Annotated in this window: 17 protein-coding genes; 7 read left to right on the top strand and 10 right to left on the bottom strand. The window is 39.1% G+C overall.

Annotation, left to right across the window (positions count from 1 at the left end):
* Positions 1-25 precede the first annotated feature (25 nt).
* Positions 26-1,003, top strand: coding sequence for a glycine--tRNA ligase subunit alpha (gene glyQ, locus BMW38_RS18205; RefSeq protein WP_002044989.1), 978 nt, complete (start codon positions 26-28; stop codon positions 1,001-1,003).
* Positions 1,003-3,072 (top strand): glycine--tRNA ligase subunit beta, encoded by a 2,070-nt coding sequence (glyS, locus tag BMW38_RS18200; protein ID WP_092710730.1) that lies wholly within the window; start codon positions 1,003-1,005, stop codon positions 3,070-3,072. The genes glyQ and glyS overlap by 1 nt, the downstream gene beginning before the upstream one ends.
* 61 nt (positions 3,073-3,133) lie before the next feature.
* Here the strand turns inward: glyS and BMW38_RS18195 are convergent, their stop codons facing one another.
* Both BMW38_RS18195 and BMW38_RS18190 read right to left on the bottom strand, forming a co-directional pair.
* On the bottom strand, positions 3,134-3,418 hold the full coding sequence (locus tag BMW38_RS18195) for a YciI family protein (protein ID WP_092710727.1): 285 nt from the start codon (positions 3,416-3,418) through the stop codon (positions 3,134-3,136).
* Between the two features lie 68 nt (positions 3,419-3,486).
* Complete coding sequence (locus BMW38_RS18190; protein WP_092710724.1) at positions 3,487-4,389, bottom strand: DMT family transporter; 903 nt, start codon at positions 4,387-4,389, stop codon at positions 3,487-3,489.
* Between the two features lie 108 nt (positions 4,390-4,497).
* On the opposite strand from BMW38_RS18190, the gene BMW38_RS18185 reads away from it, so the two are divergent.
* A complete protein-coding gene (locus tag BMW38_RS18185; protein ID WP_092710721.1) occupies positions 4,498-5,364 on the top strand; it encodes a LysR family transcriptional regulator in 867 nt (288 codons plus the stop codon).
* Between the two features lie 237 nt (positions 5,365-5,601).
* Positions 5,602-6,312: an aspartate/glutamate racemase family protein gene (locus BMW38_RS18180; RefSeq protein ID WP_092710718.1), complete on the top strand. Its 711-nt coding sequence runs from the start codon at positions 5,602-5,604 to the stop codon at positions 6,310-6,312.
* A 36-nt stretch (positions 6,313-6,348) separates the two neighbouring features.
* On the opposite strand, the gene BMW38_RS18175 is transcribed toward BMW38_RS18180, so the two are convergent.
* Positions 6,349-7,245, bottom strand: coding sequence for a LysR substrate-binding domain-containing protein (locus tag BMW38_RS18175; RefSeq protein WP_092710714.1), 897 nt, complete (start codon positions 7,243-7,245; stop codon positions 6,349-6,351).
* 172 nt (positions 7,246-7,417) lie between these two features.
* On the opposite strand from BMW38_RS18175, the gene BMW38_RS18170 reads away from it, so the two are divergent.
* A complete protein-coding gene (locus BMW38_RS18170; RefSeq protein ID WP_003653724.1) occupies positions 7,418-7,837 on the top strand; it encodes a hypothetical protein in 420 nt (139 codons plus the stop codon).
* Positions 7,838-7,936: 99 nt separating this feature from the next.
* A complete protein-coding gene (locus BMW38_RS18165) occupies positions 7,937-8,368 on the top strand; it encodes a hypothetical protein (protein WP_092710711.1) in 432 nt (143 codons plus the stop codon).
* A 100-nt stretch (positions 8,369-8,468) separates the two neighbouring features.
* On the opposite strand, the gene BMW38_RS18160 is transcribed toward BMW38_RS18165, so the two are convergent.
* Both BMW38_RS18160 and BMW38_RS18155 read right to left on the bottom strand, forming a co-directional pair.
* Positions 8,469-9,824, bottom strand: a complete 1,356-nt coding sequence (locus tag BMW38_RS18160) for a S8 family peptidase (protein WP_092710708.1) — start codon at positions 9,822-9,824, stop codon at positions 8,469-8,471.
* A gap of 35 nt (positions 9,825-9,859) precedes the next feature.
* Positions 9,860-10,168, bottom strand: coding sequence for a hypothetical protein (locus tag BMW38_RS18155; RefSeq protein WP_092710768.1), 309 nt, complete (start codon positions 10,166-10,168; stop codon positions 9,860-9,862).
* A 593-nt stretch (positions 10,169-10,761) separates the two neighbouring features.
* Between BMW38_RS18155 and BMW38_RS18150 the strand changes: the two genes are divergently transcribed.
* Positions 10,762-11,586 (top strand): hypothetical protein, encoded by an 825-nt coding sequence (locus BMW38_RS18150; protein WP_092710705.1) that lies wholly within the window; start codon positions 10,762-10,764, stop codon positions 11,584-11,586.
* 60 nt (positions 11,587-11,646) lie between these two features.
* Here BMW38_RS18150 and astE read toward each other — a convergent pair whose 3' ends face one another.
* The 5 genes from astE to BMW38_RS18125 form a co-directional block, all read right to left on the bottom strand.
* Positions 11,647-12,621: a succinylglutamate desuccinylase gene (astE, locus tag BMW38_RS18145; protein ID WP_092710702.1), complete on the bottom strand. Its 975-nt coding sequence runs from the start codon at positions 12,619-12,621 to the stop codon at positions 11,647-11,649.
* A 12-nt stretch (positions 12,622-12,633) separates the two neighbouring features.
* A complete protein-coding gene (gene astB, locus BMW38_RS18140; protein ID WP_003653731.1) occupies positions 12,634-13,977 on the bottom strand; it encodes an N-succinylarginine dihydrolase in 1,344 nt (447 codons plus the stop codon).
* 17 nt (positions 13,978-13,994) lie between these two features.
* Entirely contained in the window at positions 13,995-15,464 is a 1,470-nt protein-coding gene (astD, locus tag BMW38_RS18135; RefSeq protein ID WP_092710699.1) for a succinylglutamate-semialdehyde dehydrogenase, read from the bottom strand.
* Positions 15,464-16,495: an arginine N-succinyltransferase gene (gene astA, locus BMW38_RS18130; RefSeq protein WP_003653733.1), complete on the bottom strand. Its 1,032-nt coding sequence runs from the start codon at positions 16,493-16,495 to the stop codon at positions 15,464-15,466. Before astA ends, astD begins: the two co-directional genes overlap by 1 nt.
* A gap of 17 nt (positions 16,496-16,512) precedes the next feature.
* Positions 16,513-17,127: aminotransferase class III-fold pyridoxal phosphate-dependent enzyme (locus BMW38_RS18125; protein WP_139193553.1), on the bottom strand; the 615-nt coding region annotated here is incomplete at its 5' end.

The raw sequence follows: 17,127 nt of genomic DNA, 5'->3' as shown, positions 1-17,127 counted from the left end.
TTTCTCATAAATTCGTGGATGCTACATGAGTCGCGCCATCTCGCACATTGATACATTTCAGGGCTTAATTCTTGCCCTACAAAACTATTGGGCCGAACAAGGCTGCGTCGTACTACAACCTTACGACATGGAAATGGGCGCTGGAACATTCCACACCGCAACATTCTTACGTGCTTTAGGGCCTGAGACTTGGAATGCTGCATACGTTCAACCATCACGTCGTCCAAAAGATGGTCGCTATGGTGAAAACCCGAACCGTTTGCAACACTACTACCAATTCCAAGTGGTGCTTAAGCCAAACCCAGACAACATCCAACAGCTTTATCTTGATTCTTTAAAAGCAATCGGGATTGATACGCTTACTCACGATATCCGTTTCGTAGAAGACAACTGGGAATCTCCAACACTTGGTGCTTGGGGCTTAGGTTGGGAAGTTTGGCTTAACGGTATGGAAGTGACTCAGTTCACTTACTTCCAGCAAGTGGGTGGCGTTGAATGTTACCCAGTAACAGGCGAAATCACTTACGGTTTAGAACGTCTTGCGATGTACCTTCAAGGTGTTGACTCGGTTTATGACCTTGTTTGGACTAAAGGCCAATTTGGAACTGTAACTTACGGCGATGTATTCCATCAAAATGAAGTTGAACAATCGACTTATAACTTTGAATACGCTCCAGTTGAAAAACTATTTGAACTGTTTGATTTTTACGAATCAGAAGCAAACCGTTTAATTGAAGCAAAACTTTCTCTTCCTGCTTATGAGCAAGTGGTTAAAGCGTCTCATACCTTTAACTTGCTTGATGCACGTGGTGCAATTTCTGTGACTGAGCGTCAACGTTACATTTTACGTGTACGTACTTTGGCGCGTGCAATTGCACAAAGTTATGTACAAGCACGTGCAGAGCTTGGCTTCCCAATGGCAGAACCACACTTACGTGATGAAGTATTGGCACAGCTAAAAGCACAAGCTGAAAGTGAAGCAGCAAAGGCGGAGAAAAACTAATGAGCAAACATACTGTTTTATTCGAACTTGGCTGTGAAGAACTTCCACCAAAAAGCTTAAAAAACTTACGTGATGCATTACAGGCAGAAACGGTAAAAGGCTTAAAAGATGCGGGCTTAAACTTCGCATCAATTGAAGCTTATGCAGCTCCACGTCGTTTAGCGCTTAAAATTGTTGATATCGATGCTGCTCAAGCTGATACACAAAAACGTTTTGATGGCCCTGCTGTTCAAGCGGCTTACGATGCAGAAGGTAAACCGACTAAAGCACTCGAAGGCTTCATGCGTGGTCAAGGTATTACTGTTGATCAGCTTTCTACTTTCCAAGCAGGTAAAGTTGAAAAAGTTTGCTATTTAAAAGATGTAAAAGGTCAAAGCCTTGATGCTTTACTTCCACAGATTTTACAAACTGCGCTAGACAATTTACCAATTGCTAAGCGTATGCGTTCTGCTGCAAGCCGTACTGAATTTGTACGTCCAGTAAAATGGGTTCTCTTACTTAAAGATGACCAAATTGTTGATGCGACTATTCAAGATCATAAAGCTGGTAATGTGACTTATGGTCACCGTTTCCATGCACCTGAAGCTGTGACTTTAGCGCATGCAAATGACTACTTAGCTGCTTTAGAAAAAGCTTACGTTGTTGCAAACTTTGAAAAACGTCAAGCAACCATTCAAGAACAAGTGAAAAAGTTAGCTGATGAAGTTAATGCAACTGCAATTGTTCCAGCTGACTTACTTGATGAAGTAACAAGCCTCGTTGAATGGCCAGTTGCCCTTCGTGCTAATTTTGAAGAGCGCTTCCTTGCTGTTCCTCAAGAAGCACTTATTACGACAATGCAAGACAACCAGAAGTATTTCTGCTTGATCAATAGCGAAGGTAAATTACAGCCGTACTTCATTACTGTTTCAAATATTGAGTCTAAAGATCCGATTCAAATTATTGAAGGTAATGAAAAAGTTGTTCGTCCTCGTTTGTCTGATGCTGAATTCTTCTTCTTACAAGATCAAAAGCAACCGCTTGGATCTCGTAAAGAAAAACTAGCAAACATGGTATTCCAAGCACAACTTGGTACGCTTTGGGACAAATCAACACGTATTGCAAAACTTGCTGTCGCATTATCTGCAATCACTGGTGCAAACCCAGCCGACGCTGAAAAAGCTGCATTACTTGCTAAATGCGACTTAACTTCAGAACTGGTAGGTGAGTTCCCAGAACTTCAAGGTATTGCGGGTACTTACTACGCGCGTATTGAAGGCGAAAACACTGAAGTTTCAGAAGCTTTAGGCGAACAATATTTACCAAAATTCGCGGGTGACGTTTTACCAAAAACCAAAACAGGTACAACGATTGCCCTTGCTGACCGTTTAGATACGCTGGTTGGTATTTTCGGTATTGGACAAGCGCCTACAGGTTCTAAAGACCCGTTTGCTCTTCGTCGTTCAGCAATTGGTATCTTACGTTTAATCATTGAAAATGAATTGGACGTAACTATTGAAGAACTGGTAAATCTTGCACTTCAAGGTTATGGCGACATCGTGAAAGATCACGACAAAACTCGTGCTGATGCTGTTGCGTTCTTGGAAGGCCGTTACCGTGCCAAGTATGAAGACCAAGGCGTTGCTGTTGATGTGCTTCAAGCCGTTCAAGCGCTTGCACCAAAATCTCCACTTGATTTTGACAAGCGTGTAAATGCTGTAAACCACTTCCGCGCTCTGCCTGAAGCTGCTGCACTTGCTGCTGCAAACAAGCGTGTTGCTAACATTCTTGCAAAAGAAGCAGCGCCAGAAGGTTCAGTAGTCGAAGCTAACTTAGTTGAAGATGCTGAAAAAGCATTATTTGCTGAGCTTCAAGCAGTTACTCCAGTTGTTGAGCCATTACTTGCGGCAAAAGACTACACGGCTGCTCTTTCTAAGCTTGCAGCACTTCGCGCCCCGATTGATGCATTCTTTGATGGTGTCATGGTAATGGCAGATGATGCCGACCTGAAGGCAAACCGTTTACGTTTATTGGCTCAGTTACGTAACTTGTTTACTGCTATCGCTGATGTGAGTGTGTTGCAGGGTTAATTAGCTCATTATTAAATAAAGGGATCTTTTATAGATCCCTTTATTATTTTAGTTGTTTAAATTAAACAAACTCTTTAATTTCTTCTAAACTTTTCGATGGCTCAAACCACATAAAATCATAATCAGCCACGTCATGAATATAAAACGGATCATTTTTCATGATTTCTTCAGCTTCTTGAATCGAAGAGCTTAAAACTAAAATCACTCCACCTATCCTATTTTCTCGACGCCCCGATGCTAAAAACCTCTTCTGCTCATAGTAATGGTCTAAAAATGCAATATGCTCTTTCAGTACAGCATCAACTTCGGCTAATGGTTTTTTATAGGTCAAGGTAACAACAATCATTTCATTCTCTTAAAGGAAGTAGCACATGACATAGCATTAAATTTACAGATAGTTTAATTATCCATAGCTTATTCGATAGTACGCCGATTCCCCCAATTCATCCATACCAAACTCCCTACAATAATCACACCACCTAACAGCACAATCATTGATGGTTTTCCATTTAAGAAAACAACTGCCAAACTCATTGCGACAATCGGCGAGCAATACAAAAAATTCGATGCAATCGTTAACGGCATATTTTTAAGTACATATCCCCAAAGCACATAAGCCATCGCACTTGGGAAAATTCCCAACAACACAACCGACATATTGGCTTGCCAAGTGGCATGTAAAATTTCACTAGTTAAATGAGCGCTATAGAACAGTAAAGGAATGGTTCCGAGCCATATGATGTAGCACATCATGCTCAACGCATCATAATTTAAGGCAAATTTTTTATATAAATTAAAGTAAATCGCCCATGCAATTGCCGCCAAAACAATCAACAAACTATAAGGGCTCGGCACACCAAAGCCTCGATCACCACTAACCACTAAAACGGCGCCACAAAGACCTAATAAAATACACAACCACTGTTTGAAACGGATTTGCTCTTTAAAAATCAAAGTTGAAACTATAAAGGTAAATAGCGGAATAGATTGACTTAAAATGCTAGATGCAACCGCACTAACATATTGCTGCCCCGTATTTATAAGCAAGTGATGCAAGGTCACAGAGAAGAATCCTAACACCCCAAGCGCAGGAACATCTTTCCACTTTAAAGGCTGAATTCCTTTTTTCATGACCAAAAGTAGTAAGAAAACAGATGCAATCAAAAAGCGAAGCAAGGCAATATGCTGCGGTGTATATGAATGCAACGCACTGTGTACACCAATAGGTGAATAACCCCAACAAAAGACGGTAATAGCAATACACAAATAAAGCTTAATTGCCGGAGGCTGTGTTTCGGCAGCAAGTGAAATTGCCATGTTAAATCTACGCTAATGAAATGGAACTCTTTCATCATATGCGCATGGATAGTTGAATAAAATTAACTTATATTGAGCCTAATATTCATTAAAAGTGAATGATAAAACATGGATATCGCTCAGTTAAAAATGTTCCAAACCGTGGTTGAATGCGGCACGATGACCAAGGCGTCTTTGCAGTTGCATTGCGTTCCATCTAACATCACGGCACGCATTAAACAACTTGAAGAAGAACTCGGCGCACCTCTGTTTTATCGGGAAGGGAAAAGTTTAAAGCTCACCCCATCTGGAGAAATCTTTCTTAATTACTGCCAAAAAATTTTAGCGCTTTGTGATGAAGCAAAACGAAGTATTCACCCTGATGCACCGCCGTCTGGCCCACTAAAAATTGGCGCTATTGAATCTTCTGCCACAACCCGTTTACCTAACTTACTCGCGAAATATCATCAACGCTACCCTGATGTTGCCATTCAAATTATTACAGGTACGTGGAAACAACTATTAGTTGATATTTCTCAGCATAAACTCGATGGTGCGATTGTCGCTGGTAATATTGAGTTTCCTATGCTGAATAAACTCGGTATTTATCAAGAAGAAATTATTTTAATTGCCCCAGGATCTTTCGGTGAAATCCACTGCCAAGAAGACCTGATTGGTAAAGAAATTTTTATGTGGACTGAAGGTTGCCCTTACCGCGCTGCACTTGAAGAATGGCTTAAGCTCAAAAATATCTCACTTCCAATTACCAGCATTACCAGTTATGCCACTATTATTGGTTGCGTGAGTGCAGGCTCCGGTGTGTCTTTAGTGCCAAAGAGTCTTTTTGAGCAATATAAAAATTTAACCAATATTCGAGGCTATAAATTTGAACATCTTGCCTTTATGCAAAACCAGTTTTTCTGGCATAAGAATGTGAGTAACCACAAAGCGAGAGATATGTTTTTAGAATTGATTAAGTCAGAATTTATAGCCTAACTTTGCATTCAAATAAAATCTCCCATGTAAAACCCTATGCTTTACATAAAATAATGATGCATAAAACACATCACGACATTTTAAATATTTTAATTTTATTTATATAAAACAAAATCTTAATATTATTTAAAAATTAATTATAAAAACATAAACTGCATGACCCATCCGCTTTTTGCAACGGCATCACTCAAAAGAAGCAGATGCTAAGTACATAACGTATTTTTTGAGTCATTCAACATGAATAAAGCAATTGGAATTTTAGGTGGTATGGGTCCACAAGCCACAATTGATGCCATGGATAAAATTATTAAAAATACGCCAGCACATTGCGATCAAGAGCATATTCCTGTCATCACGGTTTCTATTCCAGACATCCCAGATAGAACACAATCGATTATCAATCATGATGATAAACCACTCGAAAAAATGGCGGAATATCTTAAAATTTTAGAAGCGGCACAGGTCGGCTGCATCATTATTCCCTGCAATACTGCCCACTTTTGGTTTAACCAGTTACAGCAACGTACCCAAACCAAAATGATTAGTATTATTGAATCTGCGGTTCATTTTATTCAAGACAGCCAAATTGCTGAAGTTTGTATTCTTGCAACGTCTGCCACCATAAGCACTCAGCTTTATCAAAGCCAGTTCATCCAAAACAATATTCGTTTTTCTACCCCATCTGTTGAGATGCAACACAAAGTGATGCAAAGTATTTATCAATACAAAGCAGGAAATATCGAAAAATCAAAACAACTTATGAGCGAGGTTATTCATTTTTATAAACAAAATAAAAGCATAAAATTCTTATTAGCATGTACTGAAATTCCGCTCATCTTACAAGACAGTATCCAAGACAATCCTGAACTGTTTATTGATGCGACCGATTTACTCATTAAAAATGCGATTGCGTGGTATAAGAACTCATTAACAGCATCAGCCGCATGATTAAATAAAATTTAATGCAAATTATGCATAATTAATTTAGGCAATGGTCCAATCAATTGCCTTCACAAAATTCCATAATCCTTCAGAAGTCGCATTAAGCCTTGCACTACTGCGATATAAATAAATATCGACAGACAGTACTGACTCTTTCATTGGCATGATCTTTAACTGATTTTGTTTTAATTCATCTTGAATGCTGTAATCGGGTAACCACCCTACGCCATAACCGCCTTTGATCATGTCCTTAAGTAATAGACTCATTGAAGACACAAAATTTGTCTCAAACTTGTCCGAATGATGATCTTGTAGAAATTTATTTACCTTTTTCCCCATGTAACTGTCATCGGTATAGTTCATGAGCGGAATTGAAGTATCTTCGAGTGAAAATTTAGGTCGACCTAAATGATTTGGAGCCGTGACTAGATAAAGCTTTGCCGAAAACAACTTATGGCACAAAAATTGTGGGTTCATTAAGTCATCATCATAAAAAGATGCAATAAAGTCACATTGACCATTTTTAAGAGAATCTACGGTTTCATTCACATTGATTGCTTCAACATGAAAAATCTTTTCTTGGTAGTTTTTTAAGTTTCCTAAAATTTTGGGAAAAATATATCCCGCTAAAGAATGCGCAGAAGCAATCGTGACTTTACTTCGCACATGATTATCACCTTTAATTTGATCTATATTAAACTCAAAATCATCCAGTAAATTTCTAGCATGTAATATAAAAAGCTTACCCTTCTCCGTTAACTGTAAAGGAGAAGTTTCTCGATCAAACACTTCAAAACCAAGACTATTTTCCAAGGCTTGAATACGACGACTCAGCGAAGACTGAGAAATATTTCTAATATCAGAAGCGACTGTAAAATTTCGGTATTTTTCTAGAACAATCAGGTCATATAACCATTTTAATTCAATGTTTTGTATCACTTGAGGCTCCAGATCATTCTAGAAATTTAGATACGGTATTTAATTATATTTGAAATGATGATTTATCGTAATCAAATCGTATGGGTTTTATCTCATTGCAGTACAAGCTGTATTTTTATCAGTAAGATCAGCACTTCATCTTTTGATTCTGGTCGGGGAGGTTTTATCCAAAATGAAAACCCTAAAAACTCTATGTATTGCGACCTCTATATTGGCTTCATCAAGCTTATTTGCTGAAACAACGCAACCTCAACAAGTGAATGAAATAGCTCCTAAAACACAACCTTATGGTGATAATCCAAGCCTAGGGCGTGTACTGTTATATAAAACAGGAAAAGGCATACAAAATTTAGGAGACAATATTCAAGGTGCTTCTGAAAAGACCTCAAATAAAATTAGTGAAAAGTGGAAAAATACCAAAGAATTTACTGCTGAAAAGGCAGAAGTCGTTCAACAAAAAGCAGATACAGCAAAAGCTTTTACTGAAACAAAAATAGATCAAGCTAAGCAAAATATTACCAGTAGCCGAAACGGTGAAAACATCCCAATAGAACAAGGTGAGTTAAGTAAATCTAGCACTACGGTTAACTAAATTTTTTGGATAGCGCGATAAATTCGCGCTTTAATATAAAATACAAATATCAATCTAGACATAAATACCACTTACTATAAAGAGCTAGGAATCTGCCTTATGAATAGTCAAAAACTTCTCTTTTCAACACTATGCTGCTTAGCATTAACTGCATGTGCAACCTCAACGCCCCTTTCTTCTTATTCTCAGGCACAAGTTTTAGAGCAAGACACCAATATCGAAGCTTATCCATCAACGACAGGTAATGTGGCCAAGCTCATTAAACAAGATAATCAAGCTTGTATGATTGAATTTACAGGTTATTTAGGAGGCGGACACGTTACTGAACACTGGGTATTTAATAATAAAGGTCTAATTTCAGCGACTTCTTCGACCCTACAATACCCTGATGAGTCAGGTATATTAAATCAAGCAACCAACTCTACGACTAAGAGTTCTACTACCTTTAATATTCAAGATCCTGAAATTCAAAATAACTTCAAAAAACTCCAAAATAATTTTAATGCAGCTAATTTAGCAAAGTGCAATTAAGGCTTTTCCATAAAAAAACTCGTTGCAGAAGCTTTCTTTTGCAACGAGTTATGGCCATTTAAATTTCTTAGACCTGATTTAAAAATTATAAATAAGCTATTTAGTTAGCGATCAAGCCATTTGTTGCCGTTAGCAAATCAATCCGTGGAAAAACCAAACCCGTTCTCGAATCTGTAATTGGCTTACCTGTCGTTTTTAAACGGCTAATCGTTTGATCAATACTTTCGGTTGGACTCACGCTATTCGCTCGTAATAAAGCAATCGCGCCTGCCACATGTGGTGTTGCTTGAGACGTACCACCCATGGTGTAACCGCCCGCGGTAATCATTGCACCTGGTGCTAATAAAGTCACAAGGCTACCGCCATTACTAAAACATGCTACCTTATCTGCTGCTGTGGTTGGGTCAGAACATTTCACTGGATTCCCCCATGACACACCACCAATATTACTGTCATAAACAGCGCCGACTCTCACTGCACCAGCAACACATGCAGGAGATGAAATACCATCTGCAAATGCGTCATTACCTGAAGCTACAACCGGCACGACGCCAGCAGCACGCGCATTGGCAAATGCGGTTCCATAACTACTATCACTACACTCTGAAGTATATTTAACGCCAGGAACGCCAAGACTTAAATTAACCGCTTTAATATTATAAGTTTGTGCATTGTTTACAGCCCAGTTAATCCCCGCAAGAATATCACTATCGTATGCTGTACTGACCCATTTACCTTGAGACCGCACCTTTCTAAAGACATCAATACCAATAATTTTAGTTTTAGTTGCGACTTTAGACACAATGCCTGAGACATTACTGCCATGTCCGTCATCATCTAGTGCTCCATCATCTGGTGCACTATCAAAAGAATAAACCACCCGACATGTGCTTGATGGTGTATTGACTGCCGTACAACCAAAATCGGAATGCTGATAGTTCACACCTGTATCAATCACCGCCACACTAGAGCCCTCACCCGTGAAACCATTAGTGTTTGCTTGTGGTTGGTTAATTAAAGGTAAGCTTTCATTGGTCGTGGTTTGATTAATACGATTTGGGTAAACCGCTTTAACATTCGGATCATTTAATAAAGAGACTAATGCTTCGCGGTTACTAATCCGATAAAAAGCTAAAGGTAAATTATTATAGTCCCGCAGTACTTGTACACCGCCAGCACGGTTAAACCTTGCCTGTATATTCTTTTTATTTGTTGCAATATAACTCCGCCGTTCTAAACCAGAAGGCACGCTCACCGAAGGAATATTGTATTCAACAATTAAATCATTCGAATCGTTAGTGACCAGAGCATCTAAATCAATTTTACCCTGAAGCACTTTTTGTTTTGCTGCCTGATTTAACTGTTGTTTAGCACCTTTAGAATCTAAAGGAAGTGCGGATGCAGTTGTACTTAATATCGCACCTAAGCCTAATAGAAATAACGTTTTACTTTGCATTATTTTTCTCCGTAGTTTTTCAACTAGCAATTTGTTTATTTCGCTTTTATTTCATTTGCTGGATCTTTTTCTGGATCAATCGGTTGAATAGAAAGATCACTTTTTGTGTCATAGAAAGGAACGGTATCAGCTGACACCGATTGAGGATGATTTGAATGTTGAGATAGATTTTTAGGTTGAGTAGGCTCCTTAAGTTTAGAAAGAAAAGATGAAGTGTCTGGTTGTGACGAATTCGATTCATGTAAAGCCGAATTGAACACATCAGATGCACCGCTTGTGGGCTTAAAATAGAGAACAACGGCGACCAAGCCGACCAATACAAGAAAGGAAGCAATAATTTTCATCATTCAAGATCTCTGTTCTTTTGTTTATAGACATCTATTTTTATTTTTGATTATTCGAAATAAAGAGGTATTTCTTAAAATATATTTCATGTGAAAAATCTAATGAATGAAATATATACTCACAAGAGAAGTAGAAATATCCACACCCGAATAAGCAAAAATGTTGTTCTGCCCTGTACATTTATATTTCTGGCAGAAGGTGGTTCAAAAAAGTGCTAAAAAGCATCTTATTCTCATAATAAGCAATAACTATGCCGTTTCCACTAACAAATAATGAGACTCAAATCATAATTAAAGATATAAATACTTGAGGAAAAAAGAGGAACTTTCAGAAAATTTGAAATTTAATTTTTTGAAAATAAAAAGATAAAATTAGACCAGCTTAATTAGAATAACTAACAAATAAACATTCTTTTTCACTTTATTATTAATTTTTATTAATCTTCACAATTTATCCCTAGTCTGTTTACTCAACGTAACACTGTTGTAACGTTTTGATGAAGTGAGTTCCCAACCCATAGTGCGTTAGCTATGATTCGTTTGCGTTTATGAAATACCTCACTAAAAGGGTATATTCTTTGAAGGATATCGCAATGAAAATGATGAAAACAGCTATCGTTACTGCAAGTGTTCTTGCTTCTGCCTCTATTTTTGCACAAAGTGCGGGCGTTAATGCAGGTGCTTCTGCCCAAGTAAATGTACAACCAGGCGGTCTTGTTAGTGGCGTAGCCAACACAGTCAAAAATACTGCGCATACTGTAGGAAACACAGCAAAGCATGCTGGTCATGTCGCTGCTGACACTACAGTTAAAGCAACTAAAAAAACAACAGGAAAAGTGACTGAACTTTCTTCTAAAGCTGCAAATGGTACAAAACACTTAGCAACTGAAGCTGCAACAGGTACCAAACACTTTGCTACCGAAGCTGCGACAGGAACTAAAAATGTAGCGACTAAAGCTGCAAATGGTACTAAACATTTTGCTACCGAAGCAGTAACAGGTACTAAAAATGTAGCGACTAAAGCTGCAAATGGCACTAAAAACCTAGCAGTTGAAGCTAAAGCCGATACAAAAGCAGGTTTTGATGCTGTAAAGACTAAAGTTGCAGAAAAACAAGCTGATCAAAAAGAATTTACTGCTGAAAAACAAGCTGATGCTCAAGCGCATGTAGATGCTGTAAAAACTCGCGTAGCTCAAAATCAAGCTGAGCAAAAAGAGTTTGTTGCAGACACTAAAGCGGATGCCCAGGCAAAGTTAAATGCAGCTCAACCAGCGGCAATCAATGCTAATACTGGTGTAAATGTTGGTGTTAACGTTGCTCCTGTCGGAATTAATGCAAGTGTAAATGCAGATGCGCAAGCGTCTACACAAAAAGCAGAAAAGAAATCTTGGATTAAAGGTCTTTTCGGTACTAACTAATACGTGATGCACAAAAAAGGGCGATTAATCGCCCTTTTTTATTTATTTAAAATCAATCATTCAGCTCGTTTCAGTTAAAACTAAACCTGCACGTAAACCGAGTTTTACATTTGGATTTGGAAATAAAATCCAGACCTGATCTTGCTCAACAACATAATCACCAGAAGGTTGTGTCGCAATAATCTCACCTTTTGTAAAAGTTGAAAAATTTGGAGCTTCAGCAGATAAGTTCATCTGAAAATCTTCATCTTTTTTAATTAAAGAGTCCGATACTTTAAACACTCGAATTTTCGCTTTATTGCGTGCTGGTAAAGCTTGCTCAGAAACGACATGACGAATGACTTCATCAATTGCCGCAAACTGACTCAAGTCATTTTGTCCAAATGGCAAAGCTTTGCCCAACTCTAAAGTTGCACTGGCTGCTTTAAAATTCTCACTGGTAAAATGCGTAAACGTTTTACCTACCGCATTGTGATACACCAAAGCATCTAAATCAGCCGCTTCAAGACTTGCAGTCAAATCAGCATCATAAGCATGTGTTTGATATGGAAACAACGCAAAAGTTGGCAATAAAGAAGCGCGAATTGCGGTGTGCAAATCATAGTGATAACGTTTTGCTTGGTTTAAACTTTCATGAAAGAAAGTCGTGACAACTTGCTCTAAAACCTCAGCTCGCTTTGATTCTTCAGTCACGGGCAGAGTTTTATATCCACCACAAAACATTCGGTTCACATCATCATGCACATAACGCTTACCTTGACGCATTGCATATGGATTACCCAATACAAACAGCAACCTCACAGCAAGGTTTAAGCGTCCAGCAAATAAATCTGTGCAAAGATGAGATAACAATTCAATTGGTGCTGTTTCATTACCATGTACTCCAGCTGACAGTACGACGGCTTTGTCGTACTGTGCATGTGGCGTACATTCAAGAATTCCCTCACCTAACCAACGCCAAGAAAAATTATTTTGTTTTTCTTCACGTGTTGTAGGTTGCTCACCTTGTAAGGTTAATGCTAGAAAATCTTGCATGTCACCTCCTCATTATTTCTGGAAAGGATAAACCGAACCCAAACCTAGAATTTTGGTCAGCTCATCGAGTGCCATACGGCTTTCCATCAATAAATGCGGATCAGCTAAATCTTCTTGAGCTAAACGATCACGATAATGTTTATCTACCCATTGATTGAGTGTGCCAAACAATTGATCATTCATTAATACTTTTGGATTTACAGCATTTAACTCGGTTTCATTTAAAGCTACGCGTAAACGTAAACATGCTGGCCCACCGCCATTACGCATACTTTCACGTAAGTCATAAACCTGAATAGCATCAATTGGTGTACCCATCTGAACCATATCGTTCAAATAACCCCACACTGCCTTATTCTGGCGCGACTCTTCTGGTACAACAATGGTCATTCCACCATCTGGGCGAGTCAAAATCTGGCTATTAAATAAATATGTTGCTACTGCATCATCAACGGTAACGCGGTTTTCAGGAACTTCAATCGAGATAAAGTCTTCACCGATGCTTGCCATTTTTTGACGAATTTCAGCAAAAGCCTGATCTTGATTTAAAAAGGCATGTTGATGATGGAATAAAACCTGTTGGTTGCTGACCGCAATCACATCATTATGAAAAACGCCTTGATCAATCACATCCGGATTTTGTTGAACAAAAACTGTATGTGCATCATCTAAACGGTGCAAACGCGCGATTGCTTCGCTTGCTTCACGAGTCTGACGAGCAGGATAACGTTTTGGTCCCGGCAACCCATTATTTAAATGTTGTTGACCGTAAACAAAAACTTGAACCCCACGCTTAGCATAATCACCACCTAAACGATTGTGATTCGCTGCACCTTCATCACCAAACAAAGCCACTTGCGGCAATGCTTCATGGTGTACAAAATGACGTTCATTTTTAAAGATCGCTTGCAAAACTTGGCTTGTTGTTTCCGCTTCAATCGAACGGTGAAACTTATTATTTAAGTTTGCTGCGGTAAAATGTACACGTTCATCTTGGCTATCTGCCGAAGGTGAAACTGTTGCCGCATTTGCAGTCCACATTGGCGAAGCGGAACTTAATGATGATAAGAGTTCCGGTGAATGACGCATTGCTTGAGCAACAACACTAATGTCATCTCCTGTAAAACCTAAACGGCGTAACATTGGAACATGGGGGCGCTCATGCGGAGCAAGTACACCCTGCTTCATACCCAAATCAGCTAAGGCTTTCATCTTTAGCAAGCCTTGTTTGGCTGCTAATTTTGGATTAGAGGCATTATTACGGTTTTTTGTCGATGCTTCATTACCAAACGACAAGCCCGCGTAGTGATGTGTTGGTCCCACTAAACCATCGAAATTTACTTCATATCCTTTCATTTTTCTTTCCCTAGTGTTTAAGGCAACACAATCCCTGGAGATAATTTTTCTGGTAAGGTTAAGCTGTCACTTTCAAGTGAAGCCATTGGCCAAGCACAATAATCAGCGGCATAAAAGGCACTCGCACGATGGTTACCCGATGCCCCTACACCACCAAATGGCGCAGCACTTGAAGCACCTGTTAATGGCTTGTTCCAGTTCACAATACCGGCACGCGCTTCAATAAGTACTTGATCAAACAATTCACGTTTTGGAGAAACCAGACCAACAGACAAACCAAAGCGAGTTGCATTTGCAATTTTCAATGCTTCATCAAAGTTGTCATAACGTTGAATCGTCGTAAGTGGACCAAAATATTCTTCATCTGGAATATCTGTCACACCTGTTACATCCACAATGCCCGGCGTAAGTAGCGAACTGTCTTCTTGCGGACGCGTCATTGGCAATAAACTTTTTGCGCCAAGCTCAAGCAATTTTTGCTGAGCAAGCATCATGTTTGTTGCAGCAACTGATGAGATAACGCCACCCATAAATGGTTGTTGTTCGTCGTTCCAACGACCAACTTTTAAGTTTTTAGCTACCTCAACAAAACGTTGAATAAATGCATCGCCTTCTGGACCATTTTTTACCAAGATGCGACGTGCACATGTACAACGCTGACCCGCCGAAACAAAAGCAGATTGAATAGTGAGATTAACCACAGCATCAATATCGATAATTTCATCAATAATCAATGCATTATTGCCGCCCATTTCAAGCGCAAGAATTTTCTCAGGAGCACCCGCCATTTGTTTATGTAGGTGATAACCTGTGTTCGCACTTCCAGTAAATAATAAACCGTCAATTTCATGTGAAGCAGCTAACGCTTCACCCGTGGTACGACCACCTTGCACTAAGTTCATCACACCATTTGGCAAACCAGCTTGCTGCCAAAGTTTTACAGTTTCTTCAGCAGTCCAAGGCGTTAATTCACTTGGCTTAAATACCACAGCATTCCCTGCAAGTAATGCAGGAACAATATGTCCATTTGGTAAATGGCCCGGAAAGTTATATGGACCGAAAACTGCAAGCACACCATGTGGACGGTGGCGTAAAGATGCCACACCATCAGCCATTTCAGTTGAGCTTTCACCAGTACGCTGGTGATAAGCACGGATTGAAATAGCAACTTTACCAATCATTGATTGAACTTCAGTTAACGTTTCCCAAAATGGTTTACTAGTTTCTTGGCTAATGACTTCCGCTAAGTGCTTTTTATTTTCTTCAAGCAAAGCTGCAAATTTTTCAACAATCGCTACACGCTCTACAAAAGGTAAACGTGCCCATGCGGGAAATGCAGTACGTGCTGCTTGGCAAGCTTGCTCAACATCAGCAGCAGTAGCTTCAGCACCCGACCAGACAGTTTGGTTATCAACTGGATTTGTTTTTTCAAATGTTGTGCCGCTGCCTTGTAACCAGACACCGTTTATAAATAAAGAGTTTGACATCAGGATACTTCCATTGGATTGAGTGATAGCACACGAACAACATGACCTTCTTGTACACCGAGGTTTTCAGCTTGTTCATGCGTTAAATTTATAGTGTTATCAACAAGATCAAGCTTCATCAGCATTGCGCGATAGTCATGATAATTATCATTGGCAACGAGATATTGGGTCTTACCGACCGCAGCTTCACTTGTAATTTTGACGTTTAATAACTGACTTTCTTTTACTGCGCGTAATTCATCAATATTGGCTTCAACCGTTGGACCAGCATCAAAAATATCGACATATCCTTGATAGCGTAAACCTTCCGACTCAAGCACATGATAGGCAGGCAAAGTTTGTGGATGCATTTTTCCAATCACCTCTTGCGCATCTTTTGGCAAGAGATCTACATAGACCGGAAAACGTGGCATAAGCTCTGCAATAAATACTTTTTGCCCAATTCCGCTTAAGTAGTCGGCAGTTGAGAAATCCATATTAAAGAAATGGTGACCAATCGCATCCCAAAATGGAGAACATCCATTTTCGTCTGAAAAACCACGCATTTCGGCAATTAATTTTTTCTCAAAATATTGCTTAAAGGCAGCGATAAACATAAAACGGATTTTTGATAAGAATTTACCGTTTTGGTTTTCACGACGCTCTGGATCTAAAAATAATGTACAGAGTTCACTACTACCTGTTCTGTCATTACTTAAAAATAAGGTCGGTAATGATTTATATACATTTAATGCTTTTGAAGCGTGTACTTGTGTTCCAACATGAAAGTTGTACCAAGGTTCCATGAGTCCTACAGCAACCTCAATTGCACTTAAACCAATAACACGTTGAGCTTCTGTATCTTCAAGAACAAATAAATAGCCTTGTTCACTTTTATGGACATTGCCATTTAAAGTATTGCGAGTACGTGAAATTCGAGCCGAAAGTGTATCCATATTTTGTGGCAAGGAAGTCAGGCCTACACCCGACTTACCTGCTAATTTATAAATATCTTCAAGGTCTCGAAACTCGGCATGACGGACAATCATCATGGCTAGCTTCCTTTTTTTTATTTAGCCAATTTTGCCAATGCTCTTTTTAAACGAGCAATCCCTTCATCAATATCTTGTTCAGGAATAATGAGAGACGGAGTAAAACGAACGACATCCGGACCTGCAATTAAAGCAAGTAGTCCTTCCTCACCAGCCCAAGTCGTAATATCTTTAGCTTTTCCTGCATACTCAGCTTTTAATACGCAACCAATGAGCAAACCTTGACCACGAATTTCTTCAAAAATCTGATGTTCAACATTTAAAGTATTCAATGCATCAAGGAAATACTGATGACGATGCTTCACACCCTCAAGGACTTCAGGCGTATTAATAAATTCAAATACTGCACCTGCAACCGCACTTGCTAATGGGTTACCACCATAAGTCGTACCGTGCGTACCAACTGAAAAATGCGGAGCAAATTTATCTGTTGTTAGCATTGCACCGACAGGGAAACCACCACCTAGTGCTTTTGCAGTTGTGAGAACATCTGGAATAACACCAGTGTTCATGTAGGCATAAAGTGAACCTGTACGGCCTACACCAGTTTGTACTTCATCAAAAATAAGTAAGGCACCAAACTCATCACACAGTGCGCGTAAGCCTTTTAAAAATTCGATGTCAGCAGGAAT

The organism is Acinetobacter sp. yr461 (genome assembly GCF_900110445.1).
Taxonomy (GTDB): domain Bacteria; phylum Pseudomonadota; class Gammaproteobacteria; order Pseudomonadales; family Moraxellaceae; genus Acinetobacter; species Acinetobacter calcoaceticus.
Note: the sequence above shows the minus strand (reverse complement) of the source record. Positions and strands in the feature narration are given on the sequence as shown.